At 73.5% G+C, this 12,709-nt stretch carries 11 protein-coding genes; all 11 read left to right on the plus strand.

The annotated features are described in order from the left end of the window. Window positions 1-46: 46 nt before the first annotated feature. A complete protein-coding gene (locus tag ACZ5GP_RS24615; RefSeq protein WP_468752891.1) occupies window positions 47-1,351 on the plus strand; it encodes a sensor histidine kinase in 1,305 nt (434 codons plus the stop codon). Next, a complete protein-coding gene (locus ACZ5GP_RS24620; RefSeq protein WP_468752892.1) occupies window positions 1,339-2,058 on the plus strand; it encodes a LuxR C-terminal-related transcriptional regulator in 720 nt (239 codons plus the stop codon). Before ACZ5GP_RS24615 ends, ACZ5GP_RS24620 begins: the two co-directional genes overlap by 13 nt. Then, on the plus strand, window positions 2,055-2,819 hold the full coding sequence (locus ACZ5GP_RS24625) for a DUF4097 family beta strand repeat-containing protein (protein WP_468752893.1): 765 nt from the start codon (window positions 2,055-2,057) through the stop codon (window positions 2,817-2,819). The genes ACZ5GP_RS24620 and ACZ5GP_RS24625 overlap by 4 nt, the downstream gene beginning before the upstream one ends. Window positions 2,820-2,972: 153 nt before the next feature. Then, window positions 2,973-4,367: a hypothetical protein gene (locus ACZ5GP_RS24630; RefSeq protein ID WP_468752894.1), complete on the plus strand. Its 1,395-nt coding sequence runs from the start codon at window positions 2,973-2,975 to the stop codon at window positions 4,365-4,367. Further along, the gene (locus tag ACZ5GP_RS24635) at window positions 4,364-4,798 is read left to right on the plus strand and encodes a FixH family protein (RefSeq protein WP_468752895.1); all 435 of its coding nucleotides are present in this window, start codon (window positions 4,364-4,366) and stop codon (window positions 4,796-4,798) included. The genes ACZ5GP_RS24630 and ACZ5GP_RS24635 overlap by 4 nt, the downstream gene beginning before the upstream one ends. A gap of 170 nt (window positions 4,799-4,968) precedes the next feature. Then, complete coding sequence (locus tag ACZ5GP_RS24640) at window positions 4,969-5,142, plus strand: hypothetical protein (protein ID WP_468752896.1); 174 nt, start codon at window positions 4,969-4,971, stop codon at window positions 5,140-5,142. 206 nt (window positions 5,143-5,348) lie between these two features. Beyond that, entirely contained in the window at window positions 5,349-6,077 is a 729-nt protein-coding gene (locus ACZ5GP_RS24645; protein ID WP_468752897.1) for a thioesterase II family protein, read from the plus strand. Beyond that, the gene (locus tag ACZ5GP_RS24650) at window positions 6,070-7,500 is read left to right on the plus strand and encodes a condensation domain-containing protein (protein ID WP_468752898.1); all 1,431 of its coding nucleotides are present in this window, start codon (window positions 6,070-6,072) and stop codon (window positions 7,498-7,500) included. The genes ACZ5GP_RS24645 and ACZ5GP_RS24650 overlap by 8 nt, the downstream gene beginning before the upstream one ends. Continuing rightward, window positions 7,485-9,233 (plus strand): fatty acyl-AMP ligase, encoded by a 1,749-nt coding sequence (locus ACZ5GP_RS24655; RefSeq protein ID WP_468752899.1) that lies wholly within the window; start codon window positions 7,485-7,487, stop codon window positions 9,231-9,233. Before ACZ5GP_RS24650 ends, ACZ5GP_RS24655 begins: the two co-directional genes overlap by 16 nt. Then, entirely contained in the window at window positions 9,230-10,954 is a 1,725-nt protein-coding gene (locus tag ACZ5GP_RS24660) for an acyl-CoA dehydrogenase family protein (RefSeq protein WP_468752900.1), read from the plus strand. Before ACZ5GP_RS24655 ends, ACZ5GP_RS24660 begins: the two co-directional genes overlap by 4 nt. After that, window positions 10,951-12,681, plus strand: coding sequence for an acyl-CoA dehydrogenase (locus tag ACZ5GP_RS24665; protein ID WP_468752901.1), 1,731 nt, complete (start codon window positions 10,951-10,953; stop codon window positions 12,679-12,681). Before ACZ5GP_RS24660 ends, ACZ5GP_RS24665 begins: the two co-directional genes overlap by 4 nt. The last annotated feature ends 28 nt before the right edge of the window (window positions 12,682-12,709 follow it).

The raw sequence follows: 12,709 nt of genomic DNA on the forward strand, positions 1-12,709 counted from the left end.
GCCGTGCGGGCCGGGGCAGCCCGTGCGGCCCACTAGACTCAAGGTCATGTCCGCCACGCCGCCTGCCTCGTCGCGTGCGCGATGGCCGGCTGGCTCTCTTCCCTGGTCGGCCGGGGCCCGGCAGGACGCCGTGTTCGTCGTCGCCGGCATCCCGGTGCACGCGCTCGGTCTGATCATCACGGTGGCACCGCTCGAACTCGGTCTGGCCGCGGTGCCGCTCTCGGTGAGCCTGACGGTGATGCTGCTGCTGACCCTGGTCTTCGGGGCGTTGTGCGCCGTCTCGCTGACCGTCGTCACTCCCCTGCTGACCGGGCTCCAGCGCAGCCGCCTCGGCGCGCTGCCCGGTGTGGAGATCGCGCCGGTGCGGCTGCCGCCCGGTGCGGGCCTGCGGGCCCGGGGCCGCACGATCCGGTCCGAGGCCCTGTGGCGGCAGGTGGCGTACCACGCGCTGGCCGGTCCTGCTGTCTGCCTCGGTGCGCTGGCGGCGTTCGCGGCGTGGGTGCTGGGAGGTGCGCTGACCGTCCTGCCCGCGTTCTGCTGGGTCCTTCCCGTGACGAGTCCGCTGAGTCCCGGCGCGCACCTGGGAGCGCTCGCCACCGCCTGGCTGCTCGGCCTGGTGCTGCTGTTCGCCGCGCCACCGCTGACCCGGCTGGTCGCCCGGGCCGACACCGCCGCCGCCGCGGCGCTGCTCGGGCCCAGCCGGGCGGGGGAATTGCAGCGCCGGGTGGATCGCCTGGCGGTGAGCCGGGCCGCCCTGCTGGACGCGGCCGACGCCGAGCGTCGGCGAATCGAGCGGGATCTGCACGACGGTGTACAGCAGCGCCTGGTCTCCCTCGCGATGAAGCTCGGCCTGGCCCGGGCGACCTTGCCCGGACTCACGCCGCAGGCACAGGAGTTGCTGACCACGGTGCACGCCGAGGCCAAGGAGGCCCTGACCGAGCTGCGTGATCTGGTCCGCGGTCTGCACCCGGCGGTCCTCGACGAGGAGGGTCTGGACGCGGCGCTCTCCGGGATCGCGGCCCGGGCCCCCTTTCCGGTCCGGCTGCGGGTGTCCGCCGAGGGCCGGGCTGCGCCGCCGATCGAGGCGGTGGCGTACTTCGTCGTCTCGGAGGCCCTGACCAACATCGCCAAGCACGCCCGGGCCACCCAGGCGGAGATCCGCCTGGAGCGGGACGCCGAGCGGCTGCGGGTGACCGTGACGGACGACGGGGTGGGCGGCGCGGACCCGGCCGCCGGCACGGGCCTGGCCGGACTCACGAACCGGGTCTCCTCGGTCGACGGAACTCTTGCTGTCCGCAGCCCCTGCGGAGGGGGCACCGAAATCACCGTGGAGCTGCCGTGCGCGCTGTGATCGCCGAGGATTCCGTCCTGCTGCGGGCCGGGGTGGTGCAACTGCTGCAGGCCGCCGGGATGGAGGTGGTGGCCGAGGTGGGAGACGCGGAGAGCCTGCTCGCGTTTCTCACCGAGCAGTCCGAGCGGATCGAGCGATCGGAGCGGTCCGGCCCGTCCGAGCCGTCGGTGCGGTCCGACGCACCCGGGCAGCCGGTGGACCTGGTGATCACCGACGTCCGCATGCCGCCCTCGCACACCGACGAGGGCATGCGCGCCGCGCTGACGATCCGGCAGAAGTGGCCGCGGGTCGCGGTGTTGCTGCTGTCGCAGTACGTCGAGGAACGGCACGCGGCGAAGCTGCTGTCCGGCAACACCCGCGGCGTGGGCTACCTCCTCAAGGACCGGGTCGCGGACGTCACGGAGTTCATCGAGGCCGTCCAGCGGGTGGCGGCCGGGGGTGCCGCGCTGGATCCGGAGGTGGTCGCGCAGCTCCTCGTCCGCCGGGAGAGCGACCCGCTGGAACGGCTCACCCCGCGTGAGCGCGAGGTGCTCGCGCTGATGGCCGAGGGCCGCTCCAACGCGGGGATCGGCCAGGCGCTCGTGGTGAGCGAGAGCGCGGTCGCCAAGCACATCAACAACATCTTCGCCAAGCTCGACCTGCCGCCCGCCGATCTGAGCCACCGGCGGGTGCTCGCGGTACTGCGGTTCCTCGGGGTCCCCGGATGAGGCCCCGCACCACCTGGACCGCCCTGGCCGCCGCGACGGCCGTGGTGCTGCTGGTGCCGGGCGCCGTATACGGATGGGGCTGGCTGGGCCGGACCGGGCGCGGTGGTGAGGTACGGCTGCGACATCCGGTCACCGCCGTACGGCTCGACGCCCCCGACGCCTCGGTACGCGTCCGCCCGGGGCCGGGCGGCCAGGTCCGGCTGCGGTCGGAGCTGGCCTGGACCCTGCGGGAGCCGCGGGTGGAGAAGTCCTGGCGCGGAGAGACCCTGACGATCCGGGTCACCCGGCCGGGCCCCCGGCTGGACGGTCTGGCCCCGAGCGTCTCCCTGGACCTGGAGATCCCGGCCGGGGCCTCGGTGGACGCCCGGGTCGGATCCGGTTCGCTCGACGTCGCGCACATCGGGGGTGATCTCGACCTGGCAGGCACCTCCGGCGCACTGCGCGTGACGGACACACTCGGCGCCCTACGGCTGCGCACCACGTCCGGGGAGATCCGGGCCGACGCGCTTGCTTCCGCGCGAGTCGTGACCCGGTCCGACTCCGGCTCGACGCGCCTGGAGTTCGGCTCGGCTCCGCGCCGGGTCCGCGCGGAGACCGGCTCCGGCGCCCTGTCCGTCACCCTGCCGCCGAACAGCCGCTACCGGGTCGATCCCAGCACACCCACGCGCGGGCTGCGCACCGCGGAAGGACTGCGGGACCCCGGGGCCGACCGGGAGATCGGGATCCGGCTCGGCAGCGGGTCGGCGTCCATCGGCTACTGACGGGCCGCCGTACGACGACGCGACTCCGCCACGGCGCCGCGATCCGGCTCCGAAGCGATATCGACGGAATATAGCCGCCTCGTACAGCGTGGTGGAGTGATCCCCCCTCGCGCCGCCCGAAGACGCGCCGGTGCCCCAGCCGTTCGCCGGGCCGTGGCACTGTGGCTGGTCGCCCTGCTCGGCCTGATGAGTCTGGCCGGGGCGGGACCGGCCGCCGCGCACGGCATCAGCCAGAGCACGGACCTGGAGCTGGCCGCGACGTTCGGCGGCAACGAACTGACCTTCGCACTGCGCCAGGTGCCCGAGGTGCCCGGGCCGTTCCGGGTCGACGTGATCGCCCACGACCCGGTGCGGCCCGCCACGTTGAAGCTCTCCCTGGTCCCGTTGGAGGGCGCGCCGCCGAGCCGTCCCTCCCGGGCGGTGGTGCGGCTGACCGCCGGGCGGCCCGGTACCGTCGCCGCGACCCTGACCGCCGACCGGACCGGCCCGTGGGAACTCGACGTCTCCGACGGCACGGACACCGCGAAGCTGCCCTTCCGGGTGCTGACCCCGCGGGCGGCACCGTGGGAGAAGATCGTCTACCCGGCGTTCCTGGTGGCCGGGGTACTGCTGCTCGGCGTGCTCTCGGCCGCGGTCCTCCACCGGCGCGGGCCGGCCCTGTTGCTGTCCGGGGCAGCGGTGATCACCCTGACGGTCGCCCTGACCGCCGCGCTGCTCTCGCCGCAGTTCTCCGCGGTCCTCCCCCACGGGTCCCCCGACGAGAAGCGGCTGACCAACGTCGACGGCACCGCGGCCAACGGCCGTTCCTTCACCGAGCTGGCGCTGCACACCGTCCCGGCGAAACCGGCCGCCGGCCGCCCCTTCGCCCTGCGCCTCGGCCTCACCGACGGTTCGAACGGCGTGCCCGTCGACGATCTGGCCGTCCACCACGGCGCGCTGGCCCACACCGTGGTGACCGGCGAGGACCCGAAGTACTTCGCCCACCTGCACCCGGTGCCGGCCGGTCCCGGCGACCTGCTGCTCAGACTGTCCGTGCCGCGCCCCGGCCGTTACCTCGTCCAGACCGAGATCGAACGGGTGGACAGCGGCGGCCAGTTGCTCACCGCCACGATCGACGTCATCGCCGGCACCGGCCGTCCGGCGCGTCGAGCCGCCCCCCTGAAGATCGACACCCCCGAGGAGTCACAGGTCTCCCTCGCTCCGGCGCGCCCGACGGCGGGCGTGCCCACCCAGGTCACCTTGCACGCCGGTACCGCCGACGCCCCGGCGCGCGACCTCCAGAGCTGGCTCGGCATGGCCGGACACATGATCGTCCGCAGGTCGGGCGACGAGTTCTTCGGGCACGCCCACGAGACCGCCTCGATGGCCGCCCTTTCCGTGCCGGGCGCCGTCGTGCCGGACGAGACGGTCGGCCGGTACGGGCCACGGCTGCAGTTCGTCTTCGCCTTCCCCGAGCCCGGCCGCTACCGGGTGTGGATCCAGTACGAGCGGAACTTCCGCATCCACACCGCCGCCCTCACCGTCGATGTCACCGGAGACGCCCCATGAGCCTCCCGTCCCTCCGCTCGCGGACCGTGCTCGGCGCCGCGGGCCTCGCCCTGGTCGTCCTCGTCCTGTCCCTGGTGTGGTGGTGGCCGCGCTCGGACGACGATTCCGGCGTCACCGTGGAGGGCTCGTCCTCGACCTACACCGTGCGGGTTCGCCTGCCGCACCCGAGCCCGGGCGCCGGGACGGCCGACATCACCGTGGCCCGGCGCGACCACGGGGCCGTCGACCTGGACCAGGTCACGGTGGAGGCCGTCATGCCGAGCATGGGCCATGCGACGGCGGCGCTGACCGCGCGGCCGAAGGGGACGGGCCGGTACCGGGCGGACGGCCGCCTCTTCGCGATGGCGGGCACCTGGCAGCTGTCGGTGCGGCTCCACGGCACCGGCGGCTCCGACGTGGTGACCGTGCCGGTGACCGTCCCGGCCGCCTGACATGAGGGAAATACCCCATCCGTCCCCGACCGTCCCCTGACAATGCCCTGCAATGACAGCCCCTTGCCAGGGCGGGGCCCACACGCGGCCGAATCCCCGGTACAGAATGAGAAACACAGGTGGCCGCACCACGGACCGGCCCACGGACCCGAACACGGGAGATTTCTCAGATGCGTACGGATGCAGTTGCCAAGGGCCTGAGCGGGCGCACGGTCGGTATCGCGCTGCTCGCCGTCCTCATCCTCGGCGCCGTCCTCGTCGGCAGAGCGGACCCGGCCGTCGAGTCCCAGGACCCGCATGCCGCGACCACGAACGTCCAGCACGCGACCACGGCCTGGGAGTGAGCGGGCAGCACCCGGCCCGGCCAAGCGGAACCGCGTCGGCCGACCGACCGCCCGCCGACGATATGGCGAGAATATAGACGCTCTCCATAATCTCTTCGGCATCGCACCGGAAATGTTTCGGTGAATGGTCGATGGCGGGGAAGGAATTCATGACCGTCGCATCCGCGGATTCGTTTGTCAGGTCCGGCGTGAATCACAGTCCCGAAATGCGTCTGGTGTGTTTTCCGCACGCGGGTGGCACGCCCGGCTCCTTCCGGGGCTGGGCCCCGCGGCTCCCGGCCGGCATGGAGCTGCTGACCGCCTGCTACCCCGGGCGCCACAACCGCTTCACGGAGCCACACCTGACGCGGATGGAGCCGCTGGCCGACCAACTGGCGCAGGCCCTGCGGCCGTTCGGGGACACACCGCTGGCCCTTTTCGGCCACAGCATGGGCGCCGCCGTGGCCTACGAGGTGGCCCACCGGCTGGAGCGCCACGGCATCCGGCCGGTGCGTCTGTTCGTCTCCGGCCACCCGGCACCGCGGCTGGGCCGGTCCCCCGGGTTCGACCACACCGACACCGACGCGCTGCTCGCCCAGGTCGCCCGCCTCGGCAGCGCCCAGGCCGCGCTGCTCGACGAACCCGAGCTGCGGGAGATCGCCGCGGCCACCCTGAAGGCCGACTACGAGCTGATCGGGACCTACCGCCCCGCCGCCCCCGTCTCGCTGTCGTGCCCGGTGACGGGTTACGTCGGGGACCGGGACCCCGACTGCTCTGCGGACGACGTGCGCGCCTGGGCGGACGTGACCACGGACAGCTTCTCGTTCCGGTCCTTCCCGGGTGGCCACTTCTACCTGGAACCGCTCGAGGCCGACCTGGTCCACCAGGTGCTCGGCCGGCTGCGCCAGGAACCGCGCACCGCTCCCGGCGGCCCCCGCGGCGGCGGCCGTGTCTGACGGCCGGGCGCTCTCCCGCAACCAGAACGCCCAGTGGTTCCTGCACCAGTTGGCACCGCGGGCCGGCGCTTACCACACCGGCATAGCCGTGCGCGTCCGGTCCGCCGTCGACCCGGTGGCCCTGGAGGCCGCCGTACGCGCTCTGGCGCCGCGGCACGAGATGCTGCGCTCGGTCTTCGTCGAACGGGACGGTCATCCGGTGCGGCTGGTGCGCCCGGCCGGCCTGGTCGAGCTGGAAAAGCACCGGGTCGAGGGCGACTTCGCCGCCGCCGTCCGGCGAACCCTGCACCGGCCGTTCGACCTGGGCCGCACCGGCGCGTTCCGGTTTGCCCTGCACAGCCGTACGCCGAAGGACGCGGTCCTGCTGGTCGCCGGTCACCACATCGCGACGGACGCCACGTCGGACGCCATCCTGCTGGCCGAGCTCCTCGCCCTGTACGGACGGTCGACGGGCGAGCGGCAGACCCTGCCGGAGCCGCCCCCGGACAGCCACGACGAGTATGTGGCGAAGGAGCGCGAACTGCTCTCCGCACCGCTCGGTTCGACGCTGGAGAGCCGCTGGGCCGATGTGTGCCGGGGATCGGCGGCGGTCCGGCTGCCCACCGACCGGCCGCGCCCGGCCCGCCAGTCGTTCACCGGCGGCACCTGCCGGATCACGGTCCCGGCCGACGACGCCGACCGGATCAGGCAGACCGCCCGGCGGCTGGAGGTCTCCCCCTTCGCCTTCCTGCTCTCGGTGTTCCAGGGCGTCCTGCACCGCTACACCCGGCAGGCCGACTTCCTGGTCGGCTGCCCCGTCACCACGCGGCTGAGCCCGCGCTCCCGCCGGGCGGTCGGCGACTACATCAACACCGTCGTCTTCCGCGCCCGGTTCACCCCGTCCACCACCTTCCGGGACGCGGCGGCGGAGGCCGACCGGCAGCTCAGGCAGGGCATGGCGGGGCTGCGCTACCCGTTCGCCGAGCTGGCCCGGGTGCTCGCGGACAACCGGGAGGGCGGGCAGTCCACCGTCTACCGGACCACCTTCAACATGCTGTCGACCGCGCACGCCCCGGCCGAGCTGAGGCCCCTCCTCGACACCACACGGCCCGAGCGGGTCATCTCGTACGCGGGCCTGGAGCTGTCCGCCTTCCCGCTGCCGCAGCAGGAGGGGCAGGTGGACCTCGGGGTGGACGTGCTGGAGACCGAAGACGTGATCGCGGTGGACTTCCGCTACGACAGCGGTCTGTTCGACCGGGAGACCGTCGAGCAGTTCGCCGCGCACTTCGACCGAGCCGTCGTGCTGGCAGCCGAACGGCCGGACGGCACCGTCGCCCGGGCCCGGATCTGGGGCCCGGCGCCTCGCCCCCGCCCCGAGCCCGCCACCGGGACCATCACCCGGACCGTCGCCGAGAGGAGGACACCCGCGTGTCCGAAACCATAGTGGACCTGCTCGTACGCCACGCCGCCGAGTCGCCCGACAAGGACGCCGTGGTCTTCGCCCGGACCACGGTCGACGGGCCGACCACCGAGCACCTGACCTACGGTGAACTCGACCGGCGGGCCCGCGCCCTCGCCCAGTACCTGCGCGGCCGGTGCGCCGAGGGCGAGCGCGTGCTGCTGCTCTACCCCTCCGGGCCGGCCTTCGTCACGGCGCTGATCGGCTGCCAGTACGCGAGTCTGGTGGCGGTACCGGCCCCCGTACCGGACAGCAACAGCCGACGCGACACCCGGACCGGGAGCGTCGTGCGGGACGCGGGCGCCTCGCTCGTGCTCACCACGGCCCGGGAGGCCGGGGAGATCACCGAGTTCCTGCGGGCGGAGGACCTGTCCGAGCTGCCGGTGGTGGCGACCGACGGGCTCGATGTCGACGGACTGGAAGTGGACTGGGTCCCACCCGCCCTGGCCGCCGACACCCCGGCCATCCTCCAGTACACCTCGGGCTCGACCAGCGACCCCAAGGGCGTGACGGTCACCCACGGCTCACTGGCACACAACCTCCGCATGATCCAGCGCACGCTCGGCGTCTTCCCGGACACCCGAGTGTGCAGTTGGCTTCCGCACTACCACGACATGGGTCTGATCGGCACCACCCTGACGCCGCTGTTCACCGGCGCCATGCTGATGCTGTTGTCGCCGACCGACTTCCTGCGCCGCCCCCGTCTGTGGCTGCAACTGATCCAGCAGCACCGCCTGGACTTCACCACCGCGCCGAACTTCGCCTACGACCTGGTCACCCGCACCGTCACCGACGAGCAGCTGGCCGAACTCGACCTGTCCGGGCTGCGGGTCGCGCTCAACGGCGCGGAACCGGTCAGCGCCACCACCCTGCTTGCCTTCACCGAGCGCTTCCGGGCCGCCGGGCTCCGCCCGGACGTCCTCAAGCCCTGCTACGGGATGGCCGAGAGCACGCTGCTGATCACCGGCACCCCGCACCAGCGCGGCGCGGTGATGACCCGGTTCGACGCCACCGCGCTCGAGGCCAACCTGCTGCGGCCGGACGAGGGCGGCCGGCTGCTGGTCAGCAGCGGCCCGGCCGAGTCCGAGCTGGAGATCCTGATCGTCGACCCGGACACCCGCGAGGTGGTGCCGGCCGGCCGGATCGGCGAGATCTGGATCCGCGGCGAGAGCGTCGCCGCCGGCTACTGGCAGCGCCCGGAGGAGAACCGGCGCCTGTTCGACGCCCGCACCGCGGACGACCGTACCGGCTACCTGCGCACCGGGGACCTGGGCGCGGTACACGACGGGGAGCTCTACGTCACCGGCAGGCTCAAGGACATGCTGATCGTGCATGGCCGCAACCTCTACCCGCACGACATCGAGCGCCTGGTCGCCGGACTCCACCCGGGCTTCCAGGGGCTGCAGGGCACGGTCTGCTCGGTGCCGGTGGCACAGCAGGAGGAGATCGTGGTGCTCCAGGAGGTCCGGTTGCGCCACATCGAGCAGGCGGAGCTGCCCGAGCTGTCCCGCCGGATCCGCGCCGAGATCGCCGAACGGTTCGGCCTGCGGGTCACCAACCTGGTGTTCCTGCGTCCCGGCCAGGTCCGCCGCACCACCAGCGGCAAGGTCCGTCGCGCGGTGATGCGCGACCTGTTCACCTCCGACGGGCTGAAGACCCTGTACGAGGACCTGGACCCGCGGCTGATACGCCTGCACCGGACGGAGCCGGCGGCATGAGATACGCCCCCCAGCTCGCCGCCGCCCGGCTCGACCGGCGGCTCGGCGACCCGGAGGACGACGGCCGGCTGTTCTCGTACGCCCGCTGTGCCGCGCTGGACGAGCGGGAGGAGTTCCCGCTGGAGATCTGCCGCGAACTGGACTTCCTCGGTCTGCCCCGGCACTACGTCCCGGCCGAGTACGGCGGTGAACTGCGGGGCTACGACGAGGCGTTGCAGCTGACGCGGACCATCGCCCGGCGCGACCTGACGGTGGCGGTCGGGCACGGCAAGACCTTCCTCGGCGCGGTCTCGGTGTGGGTCGGCGGCAGCCCGGAACAGGCCCGTCGGCTCGGCGCCGCGATCGCCGACGGCGCCGTGGTCTCCTGGGCACTCACCGAGCGCGACCACGGCAGCGACCTGCTGGCCGGCGAGGTCCGGGCGCTGCCCGACCCGGCCGACGGGAACGGCGGTTACCTCCTCAGCGGTGAGAAGTGGCTCATCAACAACGCCACCCGCGGCCGCCGGCTCTGCGTCCTTGCCCGGACCGACCCGACGGGCGGGCCGCGCGGCTTCAGCGTGCTGCTGGTCGACCGCCACGCCCTGGCCCCGGGAAGTCACCGCCCCCTGCCCGCTCCCCTCCTGCACGGCATCCGGGGCGCCGACATCAGCGGCATCGCCTTCACCGACGCCACCGTGCCCTCCTCGGCTCTGGTCGGGCCGGAGGGGGGCGGCCTGGAGATCGTCCTGAAGAGCCTCCAGCTCACCCGGACCCTGTGCGCCTCGCTCTCCCTCGGCGCAGCCGACCAGGCCCTGGACCTGGCTCTGCGGTACGCCCACGAACGCCACAACTTCGGCCGGCCACTGGTCGAACTTCCGCAGACCCGGCGGCTGCTGACCGAGTCCTGTGCGGATCTGCTGCTGGCCGAGGCCGTCGGCCTGGTCGCCGCACGGTCCATCCACACCCTGCCGGGCGAGCTGTCGGTCGGTTCCGCGGTCACCAAGTACCTGGTGCCCACCGTGGTGGAGCGGATGCTGACCCGGCTGGCCCGGGTGCTGGGCTCGCGCTCGCTGCTGACCGGAGCGACCTACCGTCACGGGCGCTTCCAGAAGGTGCGGCGCGACCACCGGATCGTCGGGATCTTCGACGGCTCCACCGTGGTCAACCTGCACGCGCTGGTGAACCAGTTCCCCTCGCTGGCGCGCGCCCACCGGCGCGGCCGGACCGACCTGGACGGGGTGTACGGCGCCGCCGGCCTGGAGCAGCCGCTGCCCGCCTTCACGCCCGAACGGCTTGAACTGGTCTCGGCGCGGGGCTCCAGCCTGGTCCAGTCGCTCCCGGACGCCCTCGCCCAGGTCCCGCTCGGCGCTCTGGGCGACCGGCTGCGGACAGCCGTGGAACAGGTCGTCGAGGAGACGGCGGAGCACCGGCCGACGGCACTCGACGTGCCCGCGTCGGCCTTCGCGCTCGCCGAACGCTATGCCGCCTGCTTCGCCGCGGCGGCCGCCGTCCAACTGTGGCTGCACAACCACAAGAGCCTGCGGGGCACCGAGGCCGCGGAGCTGTGGGAGTCCGGCCTGTGGCTGGAGGCCGCCCTGACCCGTCTTCTGCCCCTGATCGACCCGACGGCACGGCCCGACGGCGAGGTCTTCGACCGGCTGGCCGGGCCGCTGCTCACCGAGTACGCGGCGGGACGGCCCCTCTCCCTGCTGCCCCCGCCGCCCGAGGACGACCGCCCATGACCACCACGCCGACATCCGCCCCGAACCGCCTGCCCGACGGCGGCAAGGACACCGCACACCCTCTGGAACTCCGGTTCGGCGACCCGGACGACCCGGACAACCCGGTCGGTTTCGCGGCCTTCCTGCGCGCGGACGAGCGGGGCGAACTGCTGCCGGCCGGACGGAGCCTGCTGGACGCCCATGGGCTGGGCGCCGAGTTCGTGCCCCCCGAGCACGGCGGCCGGCTCCACCGCGCGGACGAACTGGCCCGGACGCTGCGGACGGTGTTCCGGCGCGACGCGGCGCTCGGACTCGGCCACGGTGCCATCAACCTGATCGCCTCCACGACCGTCTGGTCGGCCGGCCCGGCGGAGCAACGGCAGTGGCTGGCCGACGTGCTGCTGGGCGGCGGCCAGAGTGCGGGCGCCTACACCGAACTGGCCTCCGGTCACGACCTGCCCAGGTCCGCGGTCCGGGCCGTGCGCGAGGGCCGGCGGTTCCTGCTCGGCGGACGCAAGGAGGTCATCAGCAACGTCCACCGGGCCGACGCCGTCACCGTGCTCGCCCGCACCGGCTCCGGGTCCGGCAGCCGGGACCACTCCCTGCTGCTGCTCGACATGCGCCGCGTCGACCGGGACCGGCTGCGCTTCCTGCCCCGCTTCGGCACCTCCGGACTGCGGGCCGCCCACCTGGCCGGGGTGGACTTCCTCGACTGCCCGGTGCCCGACTCGACCGTGGTCGGGGAGGAGGGCGGCGCGCTGGAGACCGTGCTCCGCGCCTTCCAGGTCACGAAGGCAGTGCTGTCCGGCGCCACGGTCGGCTGCTTCGACACCCAGCTGCGCGTCACCACCCGGTTCGCCCTGGAACGTCGGCTCTACGGGCGCCGGGTCGCCGACCTGCCCCACGCGCGGGCCGTATTGGCGGGCGCCTTCGCGGACCTGCTGATCGCCGACTGCCTCAGCACCGTGGTGTGCCGGGCCCTGCACCTGCTGCCGGGGCAGACCGCGGTGCTGGCCCCCGCCGCCAAGTACCTGGTACCCCTGCTGCTCGAGGAGGGGGCGGACGCGCTCGCGGTCGTCCTGGGCGCCCGGTCCTTCCTGCGGGAGGGCCCGTACGGCATCTTCCAGAAGCATCTGCGCGACCTGCCGGTGGCCTCCCTCGCGCACTCGGGTGCCACCGTGTGCCAGGCGACCCTCGTCCCCCAGCTGCCGCGGCTGGCCCGGCGCTCCTGGCTGAGCGACGCCCCCGCACCCGCCACCCTGTTCCGTCTTCAGGACCCTCTCCCCGCGCTGGACTTCCGTGCGCTGCGGATCACCGCCGGTGCCGAGGACGGCGTGCTCGCGCAGCTTCCGGCCGCGTACGACCTGCTGGGCGAGGACCCCGAGCTGGGCGCGCTGTGCGCCGGGCTGCTGGACGAGCTGCGGCACCTCACGGCGGAGTGCGGACAACTGGCCCCGCGCAACCGCACCCCGCTCGCCGAGCCGGTCGGCTTCGAACTCGCCGAGCGGTACAGCGTTCTGCTCGCCGCCGCCGCCTGCCTGGGCGTCTGGCTGCACCAGCGGGACGGTGCCGGGCCGTTCGCCCGTGACAGTGCCTGGCTCGCCCTGGCGCTGCGCCGGCTCACCGCCCGGCTCGGGCGCCCCGTACCGCCCGGCGGCGACGGGCCCGAAGGGGTCGTCTTCCGCGAACTGATGCGCAGGGAGCGGGAGAACCGCTCCTTCGACCTCAGTGCTCGGCCGCTCGCCTGAACCGGCCGTACCGATCCTTCCGAAGGGA

The organism is Streptomyces sp. NPDC031466 (genome assembly GCF_055581265.1).